Source organism: Rhodovulum iodosum (assembly GCF_041020385.1).
Classification (GTDB): Bacteria; Pseudomonadota; Alphaproteobacteria; order Rhodobacterales; family Rhodobacteraceae; genus Rhodovulum; species Rhodovulum iodosum.
The window spans coordinates 1,619,006-1,644,126 of record NZ_JBEHHI010000001.1 but is presented as its reverse complement, the minus strand read 5'-3'; the positions used below and the strand labels follow the sequence as shown (position 1 = coordinate 1,644,126).

The window sequence follows — 25,121 nt, the reverse complement described above, 5'->3', positions numbered from 1 at the left end:
CGCGCCCGCATTTTCCACACCGACCGCCATTGAATCACTTGTGAGATAGACATGACCGAACAAAGCCCCAACGACGCCTTTCACGGCTCCAGCTTTTTGCAGGGGCATAACGCGGAATATATCGAACAGCTCTACGCCCGCTACGCCAACGACCCGGACGCGGTCGACTCCGCCTGGCGCGAGTTTTTCGAAAGCCTCGGCGACGACGAGGTCTCGGTCAAACGCGAGGCCGCGGGCCCCTCTTGGGCGCGGCGGGACTGGCCGCCGGCACCGCAGGGCGAGCTGATTGCCGCGCTCGACGGGCAATGGCCCGGCGCCCCGGTGAAAGAGGCGAAGGCCACCGAAAAGAAAATCCGCAAGAAGGCCGCCGAAAAGGGCGTCGAGGTCACAGACGACCAGATCAAGCGCGCCGTGCTGGATTCGATCCGCGCGCTGATGCTGATCCGGGCCTACCGCATCCGCGGCCACCTGGTGGCCGATCTCGACCCGCTGGGCCTGCGCAACCCGACGCTCCACCCCGAACTCGACCCCGGCTCTTACGGGTTCACCGAAAAGGACATGGACCGCCCGGTCTTCATCGACAACGTGCTGGGGCTTCAGGTCGCCTCGATGCGCGACATCCTGGAGATCGTCAAACGCACCTATTGCGGCACCTTCGCCCTGCAATACATGCACATCTCCGACCCCGAGCAATCGGCCTGGCTGAAAGAGCGGATCGAGGGCTTCGGCAAGGAGATCAAGTTCACCCGCGAGGGCCGGCGCGCGATCCTGAACAAGCTGGTCGAGGCCGAGGGCTTCGAAAAATTCCTGCACGTCAAGTACATGGGCACCAAGCGGTTCGGCCTCGACGGGGGCGAGGCGCTGATCCCCGCGATGGAGCAGATCATCAAGCGCGGCGGCGCGCTGGGGGTCAAGGAGATTGCCATCGGCATGCCGCACCGGGGCCGTCTGAGCGTGCTGGCCAACGTGATGGGCAAGCCCTACCGCGCGATCTTCAACGAGTTCCAGGGCGGCAGCTTCAAGCCCGAGGACGTGGACGGCTCGGGCGACGTGAAATATCACCTCGGCGCATCCTCCGACCGCGAGTTCGATGGCAATTCGGTGCATCTCAGCCTCACCGCCAACCCCAGCCACCTGGAGGCCGTCAACCCGGTGGTCCTGGGCAAGGTGCGCGCCAAGCAGGAACAGGAAAAAGACCGCGAACGCACCACCGTCCTGCCGGTGCTGCTGCACGGCGATGCGGCCTTTGCCGGCCAGGGCGTGGTGGCGGAATGCTTTGGCATGTCGGGCCTTGTCGGCCACCGCACGGGCGGCACCATGCACCTGGTGGTGAACAACCAGATCGGCTTTACCACCGCGCCGCATTTCAGCCGGTCTTCGCCCTACCCCACCGACATCGCGCTGATGGTCGAGGCGCCGATCTTCCACGTCAACGGCGACGACCCCGAGGCGGTGGTCCACGCCGCCAAGGTGGCCACCGAGTTTCGGCAGAAGTTCCACAAGGACGTGGTGATCGACATCTTCTGCTATCGCCGCTTCGGCCACAACGAGGGGGATGAGCCGATGTTCACCAACCCCCTGATGTACAAGAAGATCAAGAAGCAGAAGACAACGCTGCAACTCTATACCGACCGCCTCGTGAAGGACGGCTTGATCCCCGAGGGCGAAATCGAGGACATGAAGGCGGCCTTCCAGGCCCATCTCAACGAAGAGTTCGGGGCCGCCAAGGAATACAAGCCCAACAAGGCCGACTGGCTGGACGGCCGCTGGAGCCATATCCAACGCGGCGGCGGTGACGATTACCAGCGCGGTGACACAGCCATCGGCGAGGAAACCCTGCAGGAAATAGGCCAGGCGCTGACCTCGGTGCCCGAAGGGTTTTCGATGCACCGCACCGTGTCGCGGCTGCTGGAAACCAAGAAAGAGATGTTCGCCACCGGCAAGGGCTTTGACTGGTCCACGGCCGAGGCGATCGCCTTTGGCAGCCTGCTGACCGATGGCTACCCGGTACGGCTGGCGGGGCAGGATTCGACCCGCGGCACCTTTTCCCAGCGCCATTCGGCGCTGGTCAACCAGGACACCGAGGAACGCTATTACCCGCTCAACCACGTCCGCCAGGGCCAGGCCCGCTACGAAGCCATCGACTCGATGCTGTCGGAATACGCGGTGCTGGGCTTCGAATACGGCTATTCCCTGGCCGAGCCCAACGCGCTGGTGATGTGGGAGGCGCAATTCGGCGATTTCGCCAACGGCGCTCAGATCATGTTCGACCAGTTCATCTCGTCGGGCGAGCGCAAGTGGCTGCGCATGTCGGGCCTGGTGGTGCTGCTGCCCCACGGCTTTGAGGGGCAGGGCCCCGAGCACAGCTCGGCCCGGCTCGAACGGTTCCTGCAGATGTCGGCCGAGGACAACTGGATCGTGGCCAACTGCACGACTCCGGCCAACTATTTCCACATCCTGCGCCGGCAGCTGCACCGCAGCTTCCGCAAGCCCTTGATCCTGATGACGCCGAAATCGCTTCTGCGCCACCGTCTGGCCGTCAGCGAGGCCAAGTCGTTCCTCACCGGTTCCTCGTTCCACCGGGTGCTCTGGGACGACGCCGAAATCCGGAATTCCTCGGAAAGCCAGCTCAGGCCCGACGCCGAGATAAAGCGCGTCGTGCTGTGCTCGGGCAAGGTCTATTACGACCTTCTGGAAGAGCGCGACGCCCGCGGCATCGACGACATCTACCTGATGCGGCTGGAGCAGTTCTATCCCTTCCCGGCGCTGAGCCTGGTGAAGGAACTCGAACGCTTCCACGACGCCGAAATGGTCTGGTGCCAGGAAGAACCCAAGAACCAGGGCGCCTGGAACTTCATCGAGCCAAACCTCGAATGGGTGCTCAGCCGGATCAACGCCAAGCACGGGCGGCCCCGCTACGTCGGCCGCCACGCCACCGCCTCCCCCGCCACCGGGCTCGCCAGCCAGCACAAGGCCGAACAAGCCGCGCTCGTGAACGACGCGCTGACAATCGAAGGGTAACATTACCATGTCCACTGAGGTCCGCGTCCCCACGCTGGGGGAAAGCGTCACGGAAGCCACCGTCGCCACATGGTTCAAAAAGCCGGGCGACAATGTCTCCGCCGACGAAATGCTCTGCGAGCTGGAAACCGACAAGGTGACGGTCGAGGTGCCCGCCCCCGCGGCCGGCACGCTGGCCGAGATCGTCGCCGGGGAAGGCGAGACCGTTTCGGTCGACGCGCTCCTGGCAACCATCTCCGAGGGCGCCGCGGCCCCCGCCGGCAAACCCGACGTCGCCCCCGCGAAAAGCAGCGGCAGCGCCAAGAAGAAAAGCGCCCCGGCCGGCGACAGCATCGACGTGATGGTGCCCACGCTAGGCGAAAGCGTCACCGAGGCGACCGTCTCGACCTGGTTCAAGTCCCCCGGCGACGCCGTCGCCCGTGACGAGATGCTCTGCGAGCTGGAGACCGACAAGGTCTCGGTCGAGGTGCCCGCCCCCGCCGGCGGCACCCTCGGCGAAATCCTCGCCCAGGAGGGCGAAACGGTGCAGGCCGGCGGCAAGCTCGCGGTGCTGACCACCGGCGAGACCCCGCAAGACGCCGAAGCGCCCGCCCCCGAAAAGGCCCAAGCCGCCGAGGCGCCCTCGGGCAAGTCTGTCGAACACGCCCCCTCGGCCAAGAAGCTGATGGCCGAAAAGGGCCTCAGCCCCGACGACGTGGAGGGCACCGGCCGCGACGGGCGCATCATGAAAGAGGACGTGCAGCGCCGCCTCGCCGAGGGCGCGGCCAAGCCCGCCCCCGCCGCGGCCCCGGCCGCCAGGCCTGGCCCGTCATCCCGCGCGCCGGTGCCCGCCGAGGACGCCGGGCGCGAGGAACGGGTCAAGATGACCCGGCTGCGCCAGACCATCGCCCGCCGGCTGAAAGACGCCCAGAACACCGCCGCGATGCTGACCACCTATAACGAGGTGGACATGTCCAGCGTCATGACGCTGCGCCGCGAATACAAGGACCTCTTCGAAAAGAAGCACGGGGTCAAGCTGGGCTTCATGTCGTTCTTCACCAAGGCCTGCTGCCACGCGCTGCGCGAGGTGCCCGAGGTCAATGCCGAGATCGACGGCACCGACATCGTCTACAAGAACTTCGTGCATATGGGCATCGCGGTGGGCACCCCCACGGGCCTGGTCGTGCCGGTGGTGCGCAACGCCGACCAGATGGGCTTTGCCGAGATCGAACAGCGCATCGCCGAGCTGGGCATCCGCGCCCGCGACGGCAAGCTGTCGATGAACGAGATGCAGGGCGGCACCTTCACCATCTCCAACGGCGGCGTCTACGGCTCGCTGATGTCCTCGCCCATCCTCAACCCGCCGCAATCGGGCATCCTGGGCATGCACAAGATCCAGGACCGTCCGATGGTGGAAAACGGCCAGATCGTGATCCGCCCGATGATGTATCTCGCGCTCAGCTACGACCACCGCGTCGTCGACGGCAAGGGCGCGGTGACCTTCCTGGTGCGGGTGAAAGAGGCGCTGGAAGACCCGCGGCGGCTGTTGATGGACCTCTGATCAATGGGACTCCTGGAAACACTCTTCAACCGCAAGCGCGAGGGCCGCTTCATCGTCCGACCCGGCGAGAAGCGGCGCGACAACCAGGTCTATTACGAGATGAGCGGCGCGACCCGCCGCGCCCACCGCTCTTGGTACCGCGGGCCACACACCAATTTTCACCCGGTGCGCGACAGCCTGGCAGAGCCCGACGCCTTCGAAAAATACGTCGGCCACGGCTGGCTGCCGGCCGAACCCTTCATCGGCAGGCAGACCTACATCGCCGCCTTTGGCAGCTGCTTCGCCGCCGAGGTGACCAAGTTCCTCGCCCGAGAGGGCTACAACGTCTTCGGCCGCAACCTGCGGCTCGACGCCCATATCGTGCGCTCGGGCGAAGGCATCGTGAACACCGCCGCCCTGCGCCAGCAATTCGAATGGGCCCTGGAAGGGGCCGGCGCGGCCTCGGGCCAATGGCACGACAAGACCGGCGCAGAGCTCGAGGTTTCCCAGAGCGTGCGCGAAGAGACCCGGCGCATCTTCGAAGAGACCGAGGTGTTCATCCTCACCCTTGGCCTGTCCGAGATCTGGTACGACAAGCAAACGGGCGAGCCCTTCTGGAAAGCGATACCGAAGGATGATTTCGACTCCACCCGCCACGGTTTCCGCGTCCTCACCGTGGCCGAGAACCTCGAAAACCTCCAACGGGTGCGCGCGCTGATCCGCGCTCACCGCCCCGGCGCGGCGATCGTGCTCACCCTGTCGCCGGTGCCGCTGGCCGCGACGTTCCGCCCGGTTTCCTGCATCACCGCCAACGCGGTGTCGAAGGCCAGCCTGCGCATGGCCATAGACGAGCTGATGCGCGCGCACGACGACGACGAGAGGCTCTTCTACTTCCCCTCCTACGAGATGATCACCGCCTTCCTGCCCGATCCCTACGAAAACGACCTCCGCCACCCCACACGCGCCGCCGTCGCCCAGGTGATGCGCGCCTTCCAGAAAGCATACCTCTGCTGACCATGACACCAGAACTCACCGTCCTCGCCCTCGCCATCCTGCTCCAGGCCGTCCAGCTGACGCTGCTGGCCGTGCCCGCCAACATGGAGCTCGGCACCCGCTACACCCTCAGCCCGCGCGACGAGCCGCCGCCCGAACAGCTCTCGCGCCGCACCGCCCGGATGCAGCGCGCGCTGAGCAACCATTTCGAGGCGCTGACGCTCTTCACCGCCGCGGTGGTCCTGGTCAGCGTATCGGGCCAGTCCGGCTGGTTCACCGCCGCCTGCGCCTGGGTCTACCTGCTGGCGCGCATCGCCTACGTGCCCGCCTATACCCGCGGCTGGGTGCCCGCCCGCTCGATCCTCTGGGCCGTGGGCTTTTTCGCCACCATCCTCATGACCCTCGCTGCGCTCCTATGAGCTTCTTCTGGCGAAAAATATCCTCGGGGGGCGCCGCCCGGCACGGGCGGCGGGGGGCAGACAGCCCCCCTCCCCGGCCAATCACCCCTAGATACGCCCCGACAGGAGGCCCAAATGGCAAGCTATGACGTCATCATCATCGGTTCCGGCCCAGGCGGCTATGTCTGCGCCATCCGCTGCGCGCAGCTCGGCCTGAAAACCGCCTGCGTCGAGGGGCGCGACACGCTGGGCGGCACCTGCCTGAACGTGGGCTGCATCCCGTCCAAGGCGCTGCTGCATGCCAGCCACCAACTGCATGAGGCCGAGCACAACTTCGCCAAGATGGGCCTCAAGGGCAAATCGCCCTCGGTCGACTGGGCCCAGATGCAGGCCTACAAGGACGAGGTGATCGGCCAGAACACCAAGGGCATCGAGTTCCTGTTTAAGAAAAACAAGGTCGACTGGATCAAGGGCTGGGCCAAGATCACCTCGGCCGGCAAGGTCGAGGTGGGCGAGGAAACCCACACCGCGAAATCCATCGTCATCGCCAGCGGGTCCGAGGCCTCCAGCCTGCCGGGCGTCGAGGTGGACGAAAAGGTCGTGGTCACCTCCACCGGCGCGCTGAGCCTGCCCAAGGTGCCGAAAAGGCTCGCCGTGATCGGCGCGGGCGTGATCGGGCTGGAACTGGGCTCGGTCTACGCACGGCTCGGCGCCGAGGTGACGGTGCTGGAATATCTCGACCAGATCACGCCGGGCCTCGACACCGAAATCGCGCGCAGCTTCCGCTCGCTGCTCAAGAAGCAGGGCCTGGAGATCATCACCGGCGCGGCGGTTCAGGGCACCGAGGCGCTGAAAACCAAGGCCAAGGTCAGCTACACCCTGCGCAAGGACGACAGCGAGCACCAGCTCGACGCCGACGTGGTGCTGGTGGCGACGGGGCGCAAACCCTTCACGAAAGGGCTCGGGCTCGACGCGCTTGGGGTGGAGACGACCAAGCACGGCCAGATCGCCACCGATGCCGGTTACAAGACCAGCCTCGCGGGCGTCTATGCCATCGGCGACGCGATCGAGGGCCCGATGCTGGCCCACAAGGCCGAGGACGAGGGCATGGCCGTGGCCGAGATCCTGGCCGGGCAGAAGGGCCACGTGAATTACGACGTGATCCCGGGCGTGATCTACACCCATCCCGAGGTCGCCAGCGTCGGCCAGACCGAGGACCAGCTCAAGGAGGCGGGGCGCGCCTACAAGGCCGGAAAGTTTTCGTTCATGGGCAACGGCCGGGCCAAGGCCAATTTCGCCGCCGACGGCTTCGTCAAGATCCTCGCGGATGCCGAAACCGACCGCATCCTCGGCGGCCATATCCTGGGCCCCGCGGCGGGCGACCTGATCCACGAGATCTGCGTCGCCATGGAGTTCGGCGCCGCGGCCGAAGACCTCGCCCGCACCTGCCACGCGCACCCCACCTATTCCGAAGCGGTGCGCGAGGCGGCGCTGGCCTGCGGCGACGGGCCGATCCACAGCTGACCGGGCGCGGCCGGTCACAGGATTATTGCCAGGAAATACGGCCCAGGCGTTTCGGCCGGACCGCTTGGGCCGCACCTGTCGGACCGCCGGCGCCAGCGTCCGGCGGACGTGCGGATTTTACCCGTGTGCATTGGGTATTTTTTCCAAGAAGAAGCCCCGGGGGCGGCGGGCTCAGGTGGCCAGCAGTTTCAGCCCCTGGGTGACGTCGGTGCGCACCGCCAGCCTGAGCCCCGGCTCGTCGCCGGCGCGCAGGGCGGCGAGGATCATCCGGTGATGCTGCGGCGGCTCGGTGCGCCCCAGCCTTCCGTAGAGCGCGCGCATGGTGGGGCCTAGCTGCAGCCAGACGGTTTCGGCCATCGCCAGCATCGCCGGAGCCTGGGCGCGCAGGTAAAGCGTGCGGTGGAATTCAAGGTTCGAGCGGATATAACCCACCGCGTCGCCCCGCGTGGCGAGCTCGCCGATGGTGGCGTTGATCGTCTGCAGCCGCTCGATAAGGGCCATGTGGGCGCGCGGCAGGGCGCGGCTGGCCAGTTCGGGTTCGAGCAGGGCCCGCAACGCGGCCAGTTCCTCGATCCGCTCGTTGGTGAGTTCGGGCGTGGCGACCCGGCCCGACGAGGACAGGCTGAGCGCGCCTTCGGCCACCAGCCGGCGCACCGCCTCGCGCGCGGGCGTCATCGACACGCCGAACTGCCGGCCGATGCCGCGCAGCGTCAGCGCGGCGCCCGGCATCAGCTCGCCATGCATGATCTGGGTGCGCAGGGTTCGGTAGACGCGGTCATGGGCCGCGGTGCCGGCCTCTCCGGGGCGGGTCTGGATGAGCATGGGCCATTGTGATCACAGCGACCGGCCCGGCGTCAATCGCCAAAACGGAAGCGGTGCAGGCTGGCGGCGTTCTCATGCAGCCAGGCGCGGCGGGCGGCATGGTCGGGGCAAAGCCGCGCCACGATCGCCCAGAACGCCGGCGAGTGGTTCATTTCCACCAGATGCGCCACCTCATGGGCCGCGACGTAGTCGAGCACCGCGGGCGGCGCCATGATCAGCCGCCAGGAATACATGAGGTCGCCCTTGGCCGAGCAGGAGCCCCAGCGCGAGCGGGTATCGCGCAGGGTCAGCCGCCCATAGCCGCGCCCCAGCGCCGCCGCGTGCCGGTCGGAAGCCTGCGCCAGCCGCTGGCGCGCCCGCTCCTTTAGAAATCCCCGTACCCTTGCGCCGGCCGCTTCCGGCGGGCCGGGCACGACGAGTTGCCCCAGCTCGAGCCGCGGCGCGCGGCCCGGGCCGGGCACCAGCGTCACCTGCGTGCCCTCGACCGGCAGTTCCGCGCCCAGCCCGACCTGCGCGGTGTCGGGGCGGCGTCCCAGGTGGCGGCGGATCCAGCCCTCTTTTTCCCGCAGGAAGGCAAGCCCCTCGTCGAGCGGCGCGCGGTCCGGCACTGTCAGCGTCACCCGCCCGTCAAGCTGCGAGATGCGCAGACTATAGCGCCGCGCCCTGCCGGAGCGGCGGATATGAACCGTGACCGGCGGGTCGCCGGGAAGGCAGGCGGTGGACATGGCGGCGGAACGTCGGAGCAGCGAGAGGACACCGGGGCTGAGGTCTTGGCCAAAAGGGCTTTGACACGTCGCGGGACTTGTGGCAGGTGGCTGCAACCGCGAAATCACCGCAACGTTTCACGAGGACATCATGCCCAAGGAAGAATGGGGCGTAAAGCGCGTTTGCCCGAATTGCTCGACCCGATTCTACGACTTGCAGCGTGACCCGATGACCTGCCCGTCCTGCGGGCACAGTTTCTCGCTGGAAAGCCTGACATCGGGCAAGGGCCGCACGCTGATCGCCGACAAGCCCGCGCGCAAACCCCAGCCCGAAGCCGAGCCCGAGATCGACAACGACGCCGATGTGATCGAAGACGACAGCACGGATGTCGATCTGGGCGACGACGTTCTGGAAGACGACGAAGACGACAACGTCTCGCTCGACGACATCGCCGATGTCGCCTCGGACGACGACGATAGCTGACGGCCACGCCGCCCGATTTTTTTCTTGAACTCGGCGGCGGGCTTCCATAGATAGCGGCGGGCGGGTAACGCCCGCTACCCAAGGTCGGGGCCATAGCTCAGTTGGGAGAGCGCTTGCATGGCATGCAAGAGGTCAGGGGTTCGACTCCCCTTGGCTCCACCAAACTTCTCTAAGTGGTATCGAAATGGAACGGGCCGGATTTCCATCTGGTATCCTATTCCTTTTTTCTAACGGTCTTCTGTCATGTCTCTCCTCGGGGCGGCTCTGCATCGGACCGGGCCCCCGGGTGTCGTTTGGTCCCCCGCTCTATTTTGAATGAAACAGCCACTGTCCAGGCGGTCTTCCGGCCTGACGCATAACTTGCCGGGGTGGCGGCGCCACCAGGGTCATGTCCAGCAGAGCCCGGGCGGCAGGACCCGGAATCAGGACGTCCTTGCATTGGCGCGCCGACGCCCGCACACTTATGGACTGAAGCGGCCTGCTCGATGTTCTTTAGGAGGGTCTCGGAGGGAACGGGCCGCAACAAGACCGCGCGACGAAAGCCGCAGGGCCAGCCCGCCGCCGCAGATGACGGCGGTTGGCAGCGCGGTCGCACCGCTCGCTCACGGCCCGTCAGATCGGCCGGACCGGGTGCAATTGAATTCAGCCAGGAAACACGGGGAGACACGCCCGATGACAGATTTCGAAGCCCGCCGCGCGCGGACCCACCCGGCCGCGGCGCTTTACGCGGACGAGCACCGCGCCGGGGCGATGAGCCGCCGCGAATTCCTAGGCCGCGCCACGGCGCTCGGCGTGGGCTCTGCCGCGGCCTATGGCCTGATCGGCCTCGACGCACCGGCCCGCGCGGCCACACCGCAAATGGGCGGCACCCTGCGCGTCCAGATGAGCTGCCGCGAGTTGAAGGATCCGCGCACCTATGACTGGCCCGAGATGGCCAACCAGACGCGCGGCACGATCGAGTATCTCGCCGAGGTTCTGCGCAACGGGACGCTGGCGCCGATCCTGCTGAAAAGCTGGCAGGCCAATGAAGACGCCACCGAATACACCCTGAACGTCAGGCAGGGCGTGACATGGAACAACGGCGATGACTTCACCGCCGAGGACGTGGCCGCCAACATCGTCGGCTGGTGCGACGAATCCGTCGAGGGCAACTCGATGGCGACGCGGATGGCCGCGCTGGTCGAAAACGGCACCGCCGCCGACGGCGCGATCGAGGTTGTCGATAGCCATACGGTCCTGCTCAGGCTGCGCTACCCCGACGGGACGCTGATGTTCGGCATGGCCGACTACCCGGCCGCGATCATGCACCGCGACAGGATCGGCACTTCGGTTCTCGACCACGGCATCGGCACCGGCGCTTATGTGTTCGACGAGTTCCGGGTGGGCGAGAAGGTCGTGCTGGTGAAGAACCCCGACCACACATACTGGGGAGAGACCTTTCTCGACCGGGTCGAATTCCTCGATTACGGCACCGACCCGGCGGCCTGGCTGGCCGGGGCCGATTCCGACGAGTTCGACATGGCCTACGAAACGGTGGCCGATTTCATCGAGATTTTCGACGCGCTGGGCTGGGTCAAGAGCGAGATCGGCACCGCCGCGACCGTGGTGATCCGCCCCAACCAGGAGGCCGAGATCGACGGCCAGACGCCCTATGCCGACGTGCGGGTGCGCCGTGCCCTGGCGCTGGCCGTAGACAATGCGGTGCCGCTGGAACTGGGCCTTTCCAACCGCGGCGCGCTGTCGAACAACAACTACCACGTGGCGCCCGGCGTGAACCCGGACCATGCCGACATCCCGGCCCATGAACGCGATGTCGAAGAGGCCCGGCGCCTTATGGAAGAGGCCGGCATGATGGAGTACGAGCATGACCTCGTGTCCATCGACGACGGATTCATCAAAGCCACGACCGACGCGGTGGCGTCGCAACTGCGCGACGCGGGCTTTCAGGTGAACCGTACGGTTTTGCCCGGCTCGACCTTCTGGAACAACTGGACCAAGTACCCGTTCTCGTCCACCAACTGGGGCCACCGCGAAACCGGCATCCAGTCGATGAACCTGGCCTATCATTCCAACGCGACATGGAACGAAGCGGGCTTTCGGTCCGAGGCGTTCGATGCGTTGCTGGCAGAGGCGACCGCGATTGCCGACAACACCGCGCGCCAATCGGTCATGGCCAAGCTGGAGCAGATGATGGTGGATGAGGGCGTCGCGATCATTCCCTATTTCCGCGCGATCTTCCGTCACTACAAGGACGGCTTGCTCGGCGCGGAGCAACACCCGAAATACGAGATCAACGTCCACCGGCTGGGGTGGTCCTGATCGACGATTGACGGGGGCGGCGGGCGGCGGCAGGCCGCCCGCGCCAGATCGGCGAGGGCGGCCCGCGTCAGGCTCAGCCGACCACGTTGTAGCCGCGGCCGCGCATGCAGTTGCGCACGATGGCTTCCTTGTTCTTCTGCTGCTGCAGCGCACTTGCGGCCACGCCGGCGGCTGCGCCGACCAGCGCGGCGTCGCGCACATTGGTACCTTTGTTGTTCAGAACGGCCGTGGTGCCGCCGGCTGCGGCGGCCCCGGTCGCGGCGGCCGCGGCAGTATTGTTGTCAAACGCGCCCTGCTGCGACGCCAGCGCCTGGCAATAGGCCAGATCGTTGGAATAGTTCGGACCGATCGGCCCGTCGACGATCGGCTGGTAGTTCGCGCCCGATGTTGCGCAGGCTGCAACCGACGCGATCAGCGGAATGGCAAAGAGATGCTTGAGTTTCGGCATTTTGGGCCCTTTCGGCACGTGGCATTGTTGGTCAGACGGCCCGGTTTCAAATGGACCTCGTCATACTCTAGCGCAAGAAATACCGCTGTCACACCGCATCGCGGCAGGCCCGGCATATTGCGGCCGGGTGGGCAGGGCACCCCATTGGAAACGCAGATGGCCGCCGATAGGCGCAAGCCCCGGCAAAGCGGCACGCACACGGATTTCAGGTGTTTGCCAGATCGGCCGCGGCGAGTGGAAATCGGCCGGCAAACCGACTACGTCTCTGCTTAGCGAAAGCGTTTTTTCGAACGCCGTTTGGCCCGAACGCGGCTCGACGTGTGTTTTCACGCATTATTGCGCCTTTCGTGCCGAACCGAATGCCGGTTTCTGCGTTGTAGTGATGTCGCGGCACGAGGGGTGGCAGCGCGACTGTCTCGGGATGACGCGCAAGCCCGACAAGGCCGCCCATCGGGCCGGAGAGCAGGATGACATTGGACGACAGCATTGCCGAGCAAACGGCCGCGCGCTTGGTGGAAGCACCGGTGACCACCGTGCTCGAAGAGGTCGCGGCGGTGGCGCGGGACGATGTCGTGTCGATCCGGGCGCTGTTCGAGGCGCTGGGCACGGCCTCTTACGCGCCACTGATGATGGCGCCGGCCCTGGCCGTGGTGTCGCCACTCAGCGGAATTCCGGGGTTTTCCAGTCTTTGCGGTATAACGATCAGTATTTTCGCGGCACAGATGGCGGTCCGACGCCGCCACGTCTGGGCGCCGCGGTGGCTGATGCAGCGCCGCATCCGCGCCCGGCAAGTGCGGCACGCAGTCGATTGGCTGCGCCGGCCCGCGGCGTGGCTGGAGCGCATCGCGCGCCCGCGCCTGGCCGCTCTCGTCACCCCGCCCTTGCTGCGCCTGTTGCAGGTGCTGTGCCTGGTGGCAGGCCTGGCAATGCCTTTCCTGGAACTGGTGCCATTCTCATCGTCGCTTCTGGGCGCATCGGTGGTGATGCTGAGCGTTGCGATGCTGACCAAGGACGGGCTGCTCGCGCTGGCGGGCATGGCACCCTTCCTCGGCGCGGCTGCCATTGTCGCGGCATTGCTGATTTAGCCGCGCGGCGCGATGGTCGGGCCGACCTCTCCGGCCGCTAGCCCTTTTCTTCCGGCAGGTCGTCGTGGCCGGTCGAGGCAAAGTCCTCCAGCTCGGCCTCGGACATCGTCTCGAACATCTCTTTCGATGCCCCCTGAAGCTCGGCTTCGGGCATCTCGCCGCGCTTGGCGGCGAGGGCGGCGCCAGCGGCGCGTTGCTGTGCTTTCGATTTGGCTGGCATCGGGGTCTCCTGCGGTTGGGCGCGGCCCTAGCGCTTAGCCTCCCGGGCCTCGCGCGAGATTGTCTTGCCTGCGGTTTCCAGGTCGCGCCCCGCGCCTTCGACGGTTTCGCAGGCGGTCAGGGCCATGAAGCTGAAAAGCGCGAGGGCAGCGGCGGCGAAACGGGTCATGGATCCTCCAGAATCAATCGGTATTGGAACGCGCATCTTGCGCGCCGGTTCCCTCGTCCGGCAAGGTGTCGGTCTCGTCGTCGGGCTCGGGGGCAAGCGGCGTAAAGGTAACGTGTAGCTCATATCGCTCGGGCTCGGCCTGGATTTCAAGCGCGCCGTCGAGCTGCGCCGCGAAGGACTCGATCAGCTTCTGCCCCAGCCCAGATCCGTCGGCATCGCCCGGCGCGGCGTCCGCCTGCGCCCCGGCGCGGGAATTGACCACCGACAGGCAGACGCGCCCATCCTCAAGCGCCTGCAGCGCGATGGTGATCCAGGGCGCGCCGGAAGCGGGCGCGCCGCAATACTTCACCGCGTTCATGGCCGCCTCGGTTGCCAGCAGCGACAGCGGCACCGACTGGTCGGGGCTGACCTCGACCGGGCTGAACTCGGTCGAGATCCTGACCCGTTCATCACCGCCGCCGATATCGCCCACCACCACGAGCTGGCCGATGATGTCGTCGAGCAGGCGGTCGGCGCGCACCATCGACAGCTTGCGCGCAAGGTAGAGGTAGCGGTGGATCGCGGCCAGCGCCATCACCCGGTCCTGCACCCGCCTGAGCAGGGTTTGCGCCTCTGCGCTCTGGGCGTTGCGGATCTGCATGTTCATGATCGAGGTGATGAGCTGGAGGTTGTTCTTCACCCGGTGGTGCACCTCCTTCAGCAGGATGGTCTTTTCGGCCAGGTCCTCTTCCAGCGCACGCTCCTGCTCGGCCAGGCGCCGGGTCATCGACCGGAACGCCTCGGCCATCACTTCCAGCTCGTCCGGCGCGTGGTCCAGCCGCTCGGTCTCGAAATCGGTCTTGCCGCCGGCATAAAGCTGCATCCAGGATCGCAGGCGGCGGATATGGCGGATCACCAGGCGATGCACGCCGAAAAACGCCACCACCATGCCCGCGCCCCACATCAGCAGCGGGAAATAGAGCGCCATCGCGCGGCCCGCCCGTGGCAGCAGGCTGGTGCGGTCGGGGGCCCAACTGCCCAGCACGTAGACGCGCCCCTCGACCACCGGCACCACGGCGAAATCGCGCGTCTCGCCGCGCCGGTTTTCGCCCCGGAACGATTGCCGGCCGCTGGCGGCCAGACGTTCAAGCGTCCGCCCCCGAGGCAAAACCTCTTCGAAATCCTGCGGCGGCGTGCCGTAATCCCTTTGCGCGGCCTCGGCGGTCAGGAACTCTCCCTCGCCGTCGAAGACCAGCAGATCGACAGGGTCGCCCTGTCCGTCGAGCGAGTAATAGACGGCCGCGTAGGGCATCGAGATCAGCACGAACCCCTGCAAATCGCCGCGCTCGTAGACCGGCACACTGACCCGCACCACCCGCACATGACGAAGATTGGCATTGGTGCGGGTGTCGACCCGTGGCTTGGGGTCGCGCAGGATGTCCAGGAAATAGGCGCTTTCGGCGACGCTCAGCCGCTCTCCGGTGGACGAACAGGTGATGTTGCCGCGGGTGTCGATGAACCCCGCAAAAATATAGGCCTCGCTCTCGTCGACCAGCCTTGCAAGAACCGCGTCGCAGGACAGCCCGCCGCCGTCGAAAAGGACATTGGCCGCCGCCACCGTCTTGGCCGCGCCGAAGGCTGACTGGATCAGCGCCTGGGTGCGGGCCGCGGCGCGCTGTGTACGGTCCATCAGGGCGACGCCCGATAGCCGCTGGGATTCGTGCAAGACCTTCGAGGTTTGGTAGACCGAAATCAGCCCGAGCGGCAGCATCGCAACGGTCAGCGCACCGATCAGCCAGACCGCCAGCGATTTGGTCACCCGGCGCGTCGTGATCCGCGCCTGCAACCGTTCGGTCATGCGGTCGACGCCCCGGAAAGGCCGGCCAGGGTGGTCGCGTCGGTCATTTCCAGATCGTCGGTATCATCGAGGTGCATCAGTTCGGCCAGTCGCGCCCGCGCCCGGTTGACCCGGCTCTTGATCGTGCCCACCGCACAGCCGCAGGTGGCTGCGGCCTCTTCGTAGGAAAACCCCTCGGCGCCCACCAGGATCAGGGCCTCGCGCTGCTCGTCCGTCAACTCGGCGAAGGCCGTCTTGAAATCTTCCAGCGCGAGCCGGCCGTCATGGTGCGGCTTTTCCGACAGGTGGCTGGCCAGCACGCCGTCCGGGTCCTCGACCTCGCGCTTTCGTTTTCGGTGGAGTGAATAGTAGGTGTTGCGCAGGATGGTGAACAGCCACGCGCGCATGTTTGTGCCCGGCTCGAACTTGTCGAGGTTGTCCCACGCCTTGACCAGCGCATCCTGCACCAGGTCGTCGGCCGTGGCGCCGTTGCGCGTCAGGCTCAGTGCGAACGCGCGCATCGCTGGCAGGTGTTCTATCAGTTCGTCGCGGGGGTCGGTTATTTCGCTCACGAGTCGGCCTCGCTGTCGGGCACGGCCTTGCCCTTCTCGCGCAGCTCGTCGAGAAGCTTGAGAAAGCGCTCGGGCACCTCCTCTTGTACCGTGTCCGCGTAGACCCGCCGCAGGTTCGCGTCGATTTGCTCTTCCATGCGCCCCCTGGGTTGCGTCTTTGGCATTTGTACCGGTCCGCCCTATTTCGCAAATTTCTGGAACCGAACGCGCCCGTCTCGCGTTCGGTTCCCATCACGATGCAACTTTTTTCGAGGTCATGCATGACGGAACCTAATGATGGGGACGATCTTTCCCAAGCGATCGGGGCCGAGTTGCCCTATGTGCGCCGCTATGCGCGGGCGCTGACCGGCAGCCAGAAAAGCGGCGACGCCTACGCGCTGGCCACGCTCGAAGCGATCCTGGCCGACGCGTCGGTCTTCGAGCGCGGGCTTTCGGCCAAGGTGGCGCTTTTCAAGGCGTTCAATCGTATCTGGTCGTCTGCCGGCGCGCCGATGGACGCGGCAGAGGCCGCGACGCCGACCGAGGCGCAGGCGCAGGCGCGCCTCGCCCAGTTGACCCCCAACACCCGCGAGGCGCTGCTGCTGCATTCGATCGAGGGCTTCGGCGCCGAGGACATTGCCGAGATTATCGGCACGGATGCCGACGAAGCGGCAGACTTGGTGCGCATCGCGCGCGAAGAGATGTCCAAGGCGATCTCGGGCCGGGTTCTGATTATCGAGGACGAGGCGATCATCGCGGTCGATATCTCGGCCATCGTCGAGGGGTTGGACCACGACGTGACCGGCATCGCCCGCACCCGCGCCGGCGCCGTCGAGCTGGCGCGCAAAACCCCGCCCGACCTGATCCTCGCCGACATCCAGCTCGCTGACAAATCCTCGGGTATCGACGCGGTGAACGATATCCTTTCGGAACTGGGCGAACGGCCCGTGGTGTTCATCACCGCCTTCCCCGAGCGGCTGTTGACGGGTGAACGCCGTGAGCCCGCCTTCCTGATCTCCAAACCCTATTCGGAAGACCAGGTGCGCTCGGCCGTCAGCCAGGCGATGTTCTTTGCCAGCACCGAGACGCTGGGCGCCTGACCACGCCCGCCGCCCGAATGAAAAAAGGCCCCGCCGGTCACCGGCGGGGCCTTTTCGTGCCCGGCTCTTATGGCGGGCGGGATCGGCCGCTCGTCAGGGCCTACGGCCCGACAGCAGGCGCATCAACACCGCGCCCACGAAAAGCACGAGGAAGATGAAAAACAGGATCTGCGCGATCCCGGCCGAGGCAGAGGCAATGCCGCCAAAGCCGAAAACGCCCGCGATGACGGCGACGATGAAGAACATGAGGGCCCAATAAAGCATGGGGGTCGTCTCCTTTGTTGTTCGCTTGTCGTGGGTCAACGCGCCGCAGACCGGCCGGTTCCGCAAGACCCTGCCAACCACGCGGTGGAACCCTGACCGCCCTCGCGCGTTGATTTCCAGATTGGACGGACAAAAAGGAGACGCAACATGGCCAGCAATGCCAATGGCGCCGCCAGCAGCGAAGATCTCGAACGCCAGATCGACGCGCTCAAGGCCGACATCGCCGGTATCTCGCGCACGCTCGCCGACATGGGCGCCGAGCGTCGCTCGGAGCTTCAGGACAGCGTTCACAAGACCGCATCCGACCTCAAGGCACGGGGCGAAGCCACCTTGGACGATGCGCGCGCCCGGGGCGGAGAGCTCGGCGACCAGGCGGCTGACGCAGTGCGCCGGCAACCGGCAACCGCGATGGGCCTGGCCGTTGGCCTGGGCTTTGTCGTCGGTCTGATGACGGGGCGGCGCTGATGATGTTGCCCAACCCGCTAGAGGCGGCAGAGCGGCGCGCCGAGGCGCTGTCGCACCGCCTGGCGCTTCGGGCGGCGGGCGCTGCCTGCGTCGCGGCTGGCGCGGGGTTCCTGACGCTGGCCGCCTGGCTGGTTTTGGCCGCGCAGGGTAGCCCGCTCTATGCCGCCACGGTGATCGGCGCGGTCTATGCCGGGCTGGGCCTATTGCTGTGGGCCATCGCGCCGGGCGGCGGCGCAAGACAAAACACGCCGCAACAGGCAGAGCCCGACCCCTACGGCCCTTTCTTCCAGATGGCCGAAGGCTTCGCCGTGGGGATGGAGGCCGGTCGCGCTGCGCGCCGGCCTGAAGCGCGTTGAGCGGGTTCAGCCCTCGCTCAGCGCCTGGTGCACCATCTCGTCGGTAAACGGGCGCAGCAACAGCCGCCAGCCCGTACCGGCAATCCGTTCGACATCCTCACCCATGGTCAGAACCATCCGGGCGCCGTCGCGCGCCAGTTGAGTCGACAGGGTACTGTTGATCGCCTCATCGTAGCGCATCTCCAGGAACGCCGCGTCAACCGGGCGGATTTTGTGCAGCTCGGGCCCGATCTCATCGACCGAGGCATAGTGCACCACGCGGCAGGGGCCGCGTGACTCGATGGCCTGGATCAGATCGGCCGAAATTAGGGCGTCGCGTTCCAGCACCAGGTAGGTCGGTGGCGTCAAGGCAGGCATGTCCGTCAAGATCCCGGTTCGTGCCAGTTTTAGCCACAAACGGGGTGCCATGCCATATTGCCGCGACGCTCACGCGCGAAATCCCGCCCAAATCTGCCCAAAAAGCCGTCTAGACCATCGCGTCCGGCACGCCGGGCGCCGGCAGCGCGATTTCGCGTGCCGGTTGCGAATCATAGGGAACGAGAAAACCCTGGCGTTCGCTCGGGGCGGCGCGCGCGTTGCGCTCGGCCAGCGCGACCCACCGCCCGAAGGCCGTGGCCGGGGCCAGCGCCGCATCCTCGACCGGATCGGGCAGCCAGTGCCCCATCGCCCGGCGGCGCAAATGCGCCAGTTGGTCAGGCTCGGTCAGCTCCAGCCCGGCCTCGCTATCCCAGCACAGGCTGCGCCCGTTGAGATTGGCCGATGACAGGATCGCCGCCCGGTCGTCGAAGATCGACAGTTTGGAATGCACGTAGACCAGCGGCGCCGCCTCCAGCGTCTCGCGTCCGTCGCCCGGATGGGGACGCGACTGAACCGGCGAGACCACCAGCATACGCCGCTGGCCGAACCCGTCGCGGATCACGTCGAGGCAGCGCTGCTGCAGATGCTCGCCATAGCGCGCATCGAGGCCGCGATTGTCTTCGAAGGCCACATCCTCGGGCGCGGCGGGCACCAGCAAAATCAGGCACAGATCCGGGCAGGCGCGGGCGCGGCGGGCCAACGCACGGGCCAACGGCAGGTGCCGGAAGAATTGCGTTTCCATATAGATCAACTGGCGCGCCTCGGCGATCCGCGCGAAATGCGCCCGTTCCAGTTCGCGCACCATCGGCACGGGTGAAAACCGGAACGGCGCCCGCCGGGCCCGGCGCGACAGGGTCCGCAAAAAGCCCGGCGCCGGCGGGGGCGGCGCCCGGCGTCCCGCGACCGCATCAAGAAAGCCCTCCAGATGGGCCGTGGCCGCGGCCACAACGGGGCCTTCGACCATCGCCTGCAAATCGTGCCAGGTGCTGTGCGGCGCGCGGCGATGGCCGGGCGTGTCATAGCGCCGTTCGTTGAGGTCCAGCCCGCCGATATAGAGGCGGCGCTCGTCGAAAACGGCCATCTTTTGGTGATGGGTCGCCGGAAACAGCCTGGGCAGCGCCGCCCGCGGGGCAACGCCGTCTCGCCCCGGGCGCACCAGCGCGGCCAGGCCGGGGGCCTCGGACAGGTAGCGCGCGCGCTTGGCTTCGGGCAGGGCGTTGAGCTTGCCGATCACGCCGCGCAACCGGCCGAAGGCACCGGGCGCCAGCACCAGCCGCGCCCCTGCGCCGGCCTCTGCCGGATGGCAGTCGCTGATCACCTCGAGCCCGCCCTCGCCGGCCAGTTCGGCCGCCGCCGCGAACCAGCGCCGCGCGCGCCAGCACAGGCGGTGCAGGTCATCGGCGCCGATCGGGTCGAAATCCGACAGCACCATCCGCACCCGGACGCCGCGCCGGAGCGTATGCACCAGCAGGTCGAACCAGTCCTCGCCGATCTTGCGCGCCGCGTCGGAGCGCAGCCGCGTGGACAGGTCGAAAACGCGGAAACTGGCCGAAATAGTATTTTCGGCCGCCAGGAATTCACGTTCGAGCGCCGGGTAGGCCTCGGCGGCGGTCACCAGCACGTCGAAACGCGTCACCGGACCCGTCTCGCCGCGGCGCGGGTCAACGGCTGCGCCCGCGGCGCGCGGATCGGTCATCTTCACTTGCCCTGCTCCTGTGCTGGGGCGGGTCGGTCAGGTTTTCAGCCGGCAGACGCCGCGCGAGGCCCGGCCAGCAGCCAGATGATGAACCCCACGATAGGCAACAGCACCACAAGCAAAACCCAAAGCACCTTGCGCCCCGTGCTGACCGAAGAGCCCAGGACCGCGACGATGGCCCAGATGTCGAGTACGAGGACGATCAGACCGCCAAGCCCGGTGATTTCCATCATGGATGTCCCTTTTCAATTCTGCGTCGGTTTATCGGGGATCAACGCAAGGCGGCGGACATGGTTCCCTTGTCGCGGCGGCAACGCCATCCGTCAGCCCGGGTCAGGCTGTTGGCGACATCGGGCCCGCGCCTGGGACAACCGCATCGTGCGGCTGCCCCTCACGTCAGGTCGCGCCTGACCCGGCCGCAACCCTCAGGGCAGGCCGGCATCCTCATCCATCCGGCCGGCGGTCTGGCGGACGATCTGCGCGATCTCGGCCAACTGGCCGGCCAGCGGGTTGGTCTTGCGCCAGACCATCCCGATGGTGCGCTTGGGCCGCGGCCGCGGCAGGCGCACGACCGAGACCGCGGCCGACCGCGTCTCGATCGGCACGGCCATCTCGGGGATCAGCGTCACGCCGATGCCGGCATTGACCATCTGCACCAGCGTCGCGAGCGAACTGCCCTCCATCAGGTCGCGCGGCAGGGCCGACGCGGACTTGCAAAACGAAATTGCCTGATCACGAAAGCAATGCCCCTCTTCGAGCAGCAAGAGGCGCATCTCGCGCAGGGTTTCGGAATTGGGCACCGGCTTGCCCGCATCCTCGCGCGGGCGCACCAGGACGAACTCCTCTTCGAAAAGAGGCTCTTCGACCAGGGCGGGCTCCGAGACCGGCAGGGCCACGATCGCACTGTCGAGCCGGCCCTCCATCAGGTTGTCGATCAGTTTGCGGGTCACCGTTTCGCGCGGGCGGATATCCAGCGCGGGGTAGCGCGCGGACAGATCGGTAATGAGCGCCGGCAAAAGGTAGGGCGCGACGGTCGGGATCACCCCGACGCGAAACCGGCCGGCCATCGCCCCGTGCGAGGCGCGGGCGAGGTCGTCCAGCTCGTCGACGGCGCGCAGGATGTCGCGCGCCCGCGCCGCGAAGGCCTCGCCAAGACCGGTCAGACGAATACGCCGCGCGCCGCGCTCGACCAGTGGCGCGCCCAGGCGTTCCTCCAGTTCCTTGACCTGCATCGACAGCGCCGGCTGCGAGATCGCGCAGTCTTCGGCGGCACGCCCGAAATGGCCGTGCCGGGCCAGCGCCTCGAAATAGCGGAGTTGTTTCATGGAGAGATTATTCATAAGGTAAGGTTATCGTGCACATCAGAAAATTCAACTTAATGTAATGGTAAATTCTGTTAGAACGATTCTAGGAGAAGAGGCTTGGGAGGGGATTCGCTCACATGCCGGCACACAGGCCGCGGTGGCGTCATGCGCCGCCCCCAGGGCCATCTTCCGAACCTTCAATCGACGCAGCCAAGATCGGAGAGCGATATGGATGGAAATGACGCGAGCATGAGCGGCAAATGCCCGGTAATGCATGGCGGGATCACGGCCACGGGCGTGTCCAACATGGATTGGTGGCCCAACGCGCTGAACCTCGACATCCTGCACCAGCACGACACCAAGCCCGACCCGATGGGCGAGGATTTCGACTATGGCGAGGCGGTCAAGACGCTCGATTTCGACGGGCTCAAGAAAGACCTCCACGCCCTGATGACCGATAGCCAGGACTGGTGGCCCGCCGACTGGGGCCATTACGGCGGGCTGATGATCCGCATGGCGTGGCACGCGGCAGGGTCCTATCGCCTGGCCGACGGACGCGGCGGCGGCGGCACCGGCAACCAGCGTTTCGCGCCGCTGAACTCCTGGCCCGACAATGTCAGCCTCGACAAGGCCCGCCGGCTGCTGTGGCCGATCAAGAAGAAATACGGCAACAAGATCAGCTGGGCCGACCTGATGATCCTGGCCGGCAACGTCGCCTACGAGTCGATGGGGCTGAAGACCTTCGGCTTCGCCTATGGCCGCAAAGACATCTGGCACCCCGAAAAAGACACCTACTGGGGCGCCGAGAAGGAATGGCTGGCCCCCTCGGACGAGCGGTATGACAATGTCGCAGACCCCTCGACGATGGAAAACCCGCTGGCCGCGGTTCAGATGGGCCTGATCTACGTCAACCCCGAGGGCGTGAACGGCCAGCCCGACCCGCTGAAGACCGCGGAGCAGGTGCGCGAGACCTTTGCCCGGATGGCGATGGACGACGAAGAAACCGCCGCGCTCACCGCCGGCGGGCACACCGTGGGCAAGTGCCACGGCAACGGCGATGCCGAGGCGCTGGGCGCCGAGCCCGAGGCCGCCGGACCGGAAAGCCAGGGGTTCGGCTGGGCCAACCCGAACATGCATGGCAAGGCCGCCAACGCGGTGACCTCGGGCATCGAGGGCGCCTGGACGTCGGAGCCGACCAAGTTCGACATGGGCTATTTCGAGATGCTGCTCGACCACGAGTGGGAGCTGAAGAAAAGCCCTGCCGGCGCCTGGCAGTGGGAGCCCGTGAACATCGCGGAAGAGGACAAGCCGCTTGACGCCTCCGACCCGTCGAAGCGGCACAACCCGATCATGACCGACGCCGACATGGCGATGAAGATGGACCCGGTCTACCGCGAGATCATGGAGAAGTTCCGCGCCGACCCGGCCTATTTCCAGGACGCCTTCGCGCGGGCCTGGTTCAAGCTGACCCACCGCGACATGGGCCCCAAGGTGCGCTACATCGGCCCCGAGGTGCCCGAGGAAGACCTGATCTGGCAGGACCCTATCCCGGCCGGCCCGACCGGATATGACGTGGACGCCGTCAAGGCCAGGATCGCCGACAGCGGCCTCGGCGTGGCCGACATGGTCGCCACGGCCTGGGACAGCGCCCGCACCTATCGCGGCTCGGACATGCGCGGCGGCGCCAATGGCGCGCGCATCCGGCTGGCGCCCCAGAAAGACTGGGAGGGCAACGAGCCCGATCGCCTGGCCCGCGTTCTGTCGGTGCTCGAACCCATCGCCGCCGAGACCGGGGCGAGCGTGGCCGATGTCATCGTGCTGGCCGGCAATGTCGGGATCGAACAGGCGGCCAAGGCGGCCGGCGTCGACGTCACGGTGCCCTTCGCGCCGGGCCGCGGCGATGCCACTGACGAGATGACCGACGCCGACTCCTTCGACGTGCTGGAACCGCTGGCCGACGGCTACCGCAACTGGCTCAAGAAGGATTACGTGGTCAGCCCCGAAGAGATGATGCTCGACCGGACCCAGCTCTTGGGCCTGACCGGGCCGGAAATGACCGCGCTGGTCGGCGGCATGCGGGTGATGGGCACCAACCATGGCGGCACCGCGCACGGCGTGCTCACCGACCGTCCGGGTGCGCTGACCAACGACTTCTTCGTCAACCTGACCGACATGGCCTACGCGTGGGAGCCCGCGGGCGACAACCACTACGAGATCAAGGATCGCAAGACGGGCGCCGTGAAGTGGACGGCGACCCGCGTGGACCTTGTCTTCGGGTCGAACTCGATCCTGCGCGCTTATGCCGAGGTCTATGCCCAGGACGACAACGCCGAGAAGTTCGTCAAGGACTTCATCGCGGCCTGGGCCAAGGTGATGAACGCCGACCGCTTCGACCTGGCCTGAGGCGAACAGGCCCCCCGCCGCGCCAAGTCCGCAGGGCGGGGGGCTGACTTTACTTCCGGCCGTGGCCCACATGCGCCGTGTCGGTCGAGACCCTTGTGACCAGCAGCGCCCGGCCGGCAGGCCGGGCGCTGTTGCCTTTGCGGGCCATCCGGCCTGCCGGGCCAATGTCGAAAGCGCGCCTGTTGCGGGATGGGCGCAATCGGCGCCGCTGGCTTGATCCGGGACGGGCAGGCGCGCCCTTAGGGCCCGCCCCGACCGGACGCGCGGCTTGCCGGCCCGGCGCAGGAATGCGAAGACATGAAAAAACGGCGAGGCTCATGTCGCAAACCTTCCGGCACCCCGAAATACTCGAGATCGCGCGGCGCGAGGGCAAGGTCACGGTCGATGACCTGGCCGCGCGGTTCGGCGTCACGCTACAGACCATCCGCCGCGACCTGACGGAGCTGGCCGAGGCGGGCCGGCTGGAGCGCGTGCATGGTGGCGCGATCCTGCCCTCGGGCACCACCAATATCGGCTACCAGGAACGCCGCGCGCTGAATGCCGATGCCAAGGCGGCCATCGCGCGGGCCTGCGCCGCGCGCGTGCCCGGCGACGCCTCGCTGTTTCTCAATATCGGGACCAGCACCGAGGCCGTCGCCCGCGAACTGCTGCACCACCGCAACCTGATGGTCGTGACCAACAACATGAACGTGGCCAACATCCTGGTGGCCAACCGCGACTGCGAGATCATCGTCACCGGCGGACAGCTGCGCCGCACCGATGGCGGGCTTGTCGGCTCTCTCGCGGCGGGCACGATCGGCCAGTTCAAGTTCGACCTGGCGGTGATCGGCTGTTCGGCGCTGGACCGCGACGGCGACATGCTGGATTTCGACATTCAGGAGGTCGGCGTCAGCCAGGCGATCCTGCGCCAGTCGCGGCGGACCTTCCTGGTCGCCGACCAGTCCAAGCGCCAGCGCACGGCCCCGGCGCGGATCGCCTCGCTGGCCGAGATCGACACGGTCTTTACCGACCGGCCGCTGCCGCCGGACTTGCAGCGGCGCTGCGCGGAATGGGGCACCGAAGTGGTGATCGCCGAGGCGGACGGCGACCGCTGAGGCAGCGTGC

At 66.8% G+C, this 25,121-nt stretch carries 26 protein-coding genes and 1 tRNA gene; 14 read left to right on the top strand and 13 right to left on the bottom strand.

Annotated features, from left to right (window positions below):
• Positions 1–51: 51 nt before the first annotated feature.
• From Ga0609869_RS08035 to lpdA, 5 genes are all read left to right on the top strand, one after another.
• A complete protein-coding gene (locus Ga0609869_RS08035) occupies positions 52–3,021 on the top strand; it encodes a 2-oxoglutarate dehydrogenase E1 component (protein ID WP_125408577.1) in 2,970 nt (989 codons plus the stop codon).
• A gap of 7 nt (positions 3,022–3,028) precedes the next feature.
• Positions 3,029–4,561 (top strand): 2-oxoglutarate dehydrogenase complex dihydrolipoyllysine-residue succinyltransferase, encoded by a 1,533-nt coding sequence (gene odhB, locus Ga0609869_RS08030; protein WP_125408576.1) that lies wholly within the window; start codon positions 3,029–3,031, stop codon positions 4,559–4,561.
• Between the two features lie 3 nt (positions 4,562–4,564).
• The gene (locus Ga0609869_RS08025) at positions 4,565–5,554 is read left to right on the top strand and encodes a GSCFA domain-containing protein (protein WP_125408575.1); all 990 of its coding nucleotides are present in this window, start codon (positions 4,565–4,567) and stop codon (positions 5,552–5,554) included.
• A 2-nt stretch (positions 5,555–5,556) separates the two neighbouring features.
• Positions 5,557–5,952: an MAPEG family protein gene (locus tag Ga0609869_RS08020; RefSeq protein ID WP_125408574.1), complete on the top strand. Its 396-nt coding sequence runs from the start codon at positions 5,557–5,559 to the stop codon at positions 5,950–5,952.
• Between the two features lie 114 nt (positions 5,953–6,066).
• Complete coding sequence (gene lpdA / locus Ga0609869_RS08015; protein WP_125408573.1) at positions 6,067–7,455, top strand: dihydrolipoyl dehydrogenase; 1,389 nt, start codon at positions 6,067–6,069, stop codon at positions 7,453–7,455.
• Between the two features lie 171 nt (positions 7,456–7,626).
• Here lpdA and Ga0609869_RS08010 read toward each other — a convergent pair whose 3' ends face one another.
• Entirely contained in the window at positions 7,627–8,277 is a 651-nt protein-coding gene (locus tag Ga0609869_RS08010) for a GntR family transcriptional regulator (RefSeq protein WP_125408572.1), read from the bottom strand.
• 32 nt (positions 8,278–8,309) lie between these two features.
• Entirely contained in the window at positions 8,310–9,002 is a 693-nt protein-coding gene (locus Ga0609869_RS08005) for a M48 family metallopeptidase (protein ID WP_125408571.1), read from the bottom strand.
• 130 nt (positions 9,003–9,132) lie between these two features.
• Here Ga0609869_RS08005 and Ga0609869_RS08000 point away from each other — a divergent pair, with 130 nt between their 5' ends.
• The 3 genes from Ga0609869_RS08000 (at position 9,133) to Ga0609869_RS07990 (ending at position 11,784) form a co-directional block, all read left to right on the top strand.
• The gene (locus Ga0609869_RS08000) at positions 9,133–9,465 is read left to right on the top strand and encodes a TIGR02300 family protein (RefSeq protein WP_125408746.1); all 333 of its coding nucleotides are present in this window, start codon (positions 9,133–9,135) and stop codon (positions 9,463–9,465) included.
• Positions 9,466–9,551: 86 nt separating this feature from the next.
• Positions 9,552–9,627, top strand: a tRNA-Ala gene (locus Ga0609869_RS07995).
• 510 nt (positions 9,628–10,137) lie between these two features.
• A complete protein-coding gene (locus tag Ga0609869_RS07990) occupies positions 10,138–11,784 on the top strand; it encodes an ABC transporter substrate-binding protein (protein WP_125408570.1) in 1,647 nt (548 codons plus the stop codon).
• Between the two features lie 73 nt (positions 11,785–11,857).
• Here the strand turns inward: Ga0609869_RS07990 and Ga0609869_RS07985 are convergent, their stop codons facing one another.
• Positions 11,858–12,232, bottom strand: a complete 375-nt coding sequence (locus Ga0609869_RS07985) for a glycine zipper family protein (RefSeq protein WP_125408569.1) — start codon at positions 12,230–12,232, stop codon at positions 11,858–11,860.
• A gap of 467 nt (positions 12,233–12,699) precedes the next feature.
• Here Ga0609869_RS07985 and Ga0609869_RS07980 point away from each other — a divergent pair, with 467 nt between their 5' ends.
• On the top strand, positions 12,700–13,317 hold the full coding sequence (locus tag Ga0609869_RS07980) for an exopolysaccharide biosynthesis protein (protein WP_125408568.1): 618 nt from the start codon (positions 12,700–12,702) through the stop codon (positions 13,315–13,317).
• Positions 13,318–13,354: 37 nt separating this feature from the next.
• Here the strand turns inward: Ga0609869_RS07980 and Ga0609869_RS07975 are convergent, their stop codons facing one another.
• From Ga0609869_RS07975 to Ga0609869_RS07955, 5 genes are read right to left on the bottom strand one after another with little or no spacing between them, the layout of a single operon-like run.
• Positions 13,355–13,537 carry a DUF3008 family protein gene (locus Ga0609869_RS07975; RefSeq protein ID WP_125408567.1) on the bottom strand — a complete coding sequence of 61 codons (183 nt, stop codon included), beginning with the start codon at positions 13,535–13,537 and terminating at the stop codon, positions 13,355–13,357.
• A 27-nt stretch (positions 13,538–13,564) separates the two neighbouring features.
• Complete coding sequence (locus Ga0609869_RS07970) at positions 13,565–13,705, bottom strand: entericidin A/B family lipoprotein (protein WP_125408566.1); 141 nt, start codon at positions 13,703–13,705, stop codon at positions 13,565–13,567.
• Between the two features lie 13 nt (positions 13,706–13,718).
• On the bottom strand, positions 13,719–15,542 hold the full coding sequence (locus tag Ga0609869_RS07965) for a sensor histidine kinase (protein WP_125408565.1): 1,824 nt from the start codon (positions 15,540–15,542) through the stop codon (positions 13,719–13,721).
• A complete protein-coding gene (locus tag Ga0609869_RS07960; protein WP_125408745.1) occupies positions 15,539–16,084 on the bottom strand; it encodes an RNA polymerase sigma factor in 546 nt (181 codons plus the stop codon). The genes Ga0609869_RS07965 and Ga0609869_RS07960 overlap by 4 nt, the downstream gene beginning before the upstream one ends.
• Before the next feature lie 5 nt (positions 16,085–16,089).
• Positions 16,090–16,230: a NepR family anti-sigma factor gene (locus tag Ga0609869_RS07955; protein ID WP_245972423.1), complete on the bottom strand. Its 141-nt coding sequence runs from the start codon at positions 16,228–16,230 to the stop codon at positions 16,090–16,092.
• Positions 16,231–16,353: 123 nt separating this feature from the next.
• On the opposite strand from Ga0609869_RS07955, the gene Ga0609869_RS07950 reads away from it, so the two are divergent.
• Positions 16,354–17,172 (top strand): response regulator, encoded by an 819-nt coding sequence (locus tag Ga0609869_RS07950; RefSeq protein WP_125408563.1) that lies wholly within the window; start codon positions 16,354–16,356, stop codon positions 17,170–17,172.
• Positions 17,173–17,265: 93 nt separating this feature from the next.
• Here Ga0609869_RS07950 and Ga0609869_RS07945 read toward each other — a convergent pair whose 3' ends face one another.
• Entirely contained in the window at positions 17,266–17,436 is a 171-nt protein-coding gene (locus Ga0609869_RS07945; protein ID WP_125408562.1) for a DUF1328 domain-containing protein, read from the bottom strand.
• A gap of 147 nt (positions 17,437–17,583) precedes the next feature.
• Here Ga0609869_RS07945 and Ga0609869_RS07940 point away from each other — a divergent pair, with 147 nt between their 5' ends.
• Both Ga0609869_RS07940 and Ga0609869_RS07935 read left to right on the top strand, forming a co-directional pair.
• Positions 17,584–17,901, top strand: coding sequence for an ElaB/YgaM/YqjD family protein (locus Ga0609869_RS07940; protein ID WP_125408561.1), 318 nt, complete (start codon positions 17,584–17,586; stop codon positions 17,899–17,901).
• Positions 17,901–18,257 carry a hypothetical protein gene (locus Ga0609869_RS07935; protein ID WP_125408560.1) on the top strand — a complete coding sequence of 119 codons (357 nt, stop codon included), beginning with the start codon at positions 17,901–17,903 and terminating at the stop codon, positions 18,255–18,257. Before Ga0609869_RS07940 ends, Ga0609869_RS07935 begins: the two co-directional genes overlap by 1 nt.
• Before the next feature lie 6 nt (positions 18,258–18,263).
• On the opposite strand, the gene Ga0609869_RS07930 is transcribed toward Ga0609869_RS07935, so the two are convergent.
• From Ga0609869_RS07930 to Ga0609869_RS07915, 4 genes are all read right to left on the bottom strand, one after another.
• Positions 18,264–18,614 carry a hypothetical protein gene (locus Ga0609869_RS07930; protein WP_148102876.1) on the bottom strand — a complete coding sequence of 117 codons (351 nt, stop codon included), beginning with the start codon at positions 18,612–18,614 and terminating at the stop codon, positions 18,264–18,266.
• A gap of 109 nt (positions 18,615–18,723) precedes the next feature.
• The gene (locus Ga0609869_RS07925) at positions 18,724–20,310 is read right to left on the bottom strand and encodes a phospholipase D family protein (RefSeq protein WP_125408558.1); all 1,587 of its coding nucleotides are present in this window, start codon (positions 20,308–20,310) and stop codon (positions 18,724–18,726) included.
• Positions 20,311–20,354: 44 nt separating this feature from the next.
• Complete coding sequence (locus Ga0609869_RS07920; RefSeq protein ID WP_125408557.1) at positions 20,355–20,543, bottom strand: PLDc N-terminal domain-containing protein; 189 nt, start codon at positions 20,541–20,543, stop codon at positions 20,355–20,357.
• Between the two features lie 192 nt (positions 20,544–20,735).
• On the bottom strand, positions 20,736–21,650 hold the full coding sequence (locus tag Ga0609869_RS07915) for a hydrogen peroxide-inducible genes activator (protein ID WP_125408556.1): 915 nt from the start codon (positions 21,648–21,650) through the stop codon (positions 20,736–20,738).
• 192 nt (positions 21,651–21,842) lie between these two features.
• Here Ga0609869_RS07915 and katG point away from each other — a divergent pair, with 192 nt between their 5' ends.
• Together katG and Ga0609869_RS07905 are read left to right on the top strand one after the other, a co-directional pair.
• Positions 21,843–24,017: a catalase/peroxidase HPI gene (gene katG, locus Ga0609869_RS07910; protein ID WP_125408555.1), complete on the top strand. Its 2,175-nt coding sequence runs from the start codon at positions 21,843–21,845 to the stop codon at positions 24,015–24,017.
• Positions 24,018–24,334: 317 nt separating this feature from the next.
• On the top strand, positions 24,335–25,111 hold the full coding sequence (locus Ga0609869_RS07905; protein WP_125408554.1) for a DeoR/GlpR family DNA-binding transcription regulator: 777 nt from the start codon (positions 24,335–24,337) through the stop codon (positions 25,109–25,111).
• Positions 25,112–25,121: the final 10 nt, after the last annotated feature.